1 pseudogene is annotated in these 356 nt (G+C 42.1%); it reads left to right on the plus strand.

The window, feature by feature from the left end:
• Window positions 1-356, plus strand: a pseudogene (locus tag AOA61_RS02530) (hydroxymethylglutaryl-CoA lyase); the annotation flags it as partial.

Below are 356 nucleotides of genomic sequence, written 5' to 3' on the forward strand. Positions count from 1 at the left end.
GACCGAAGCCAGAGCCTCTGGTTTAAAAGTTAGAGGTTATGTATCTTCCGTTTTTGGATGCCCTTATGAAGGGAGAATCTCTTTAAGTAAGGTAAAAGAAGTGGTGTATAGATTATTTGAAATGGGAGTATATGAGGTTTCTTTAGGAGACACAATTGGAATTGCCAATCCAAACCAAATGGACCTAGCACTAAGCGAGTTGTTACGAGAATTCTCATCTGATAGCCTTGCACTACATCTTCATGATACGAGAGGGATGGCTCTTGCTGACACGGTAGTTGGCTTAATGAAGGGGATCACTGTATTTGATAGTGCAGTGGGTGGCTTAGGAGGTTGTCCATATGCAAAAGGTGCAT

Origin of the sequence: Pseudomonas sp. 2995-1 (assembly GCF_002742505.1) — a bacterium.
In the GTDB taxonomy this organism is placed as follows: domain Bacteria; phylum Pseudomonadota; class Gammaproteobacteria; order Pseudomonadales; family Pseudomonadaceae; genus Aquipseudomonas; species Aquipseudomonas sivasensis.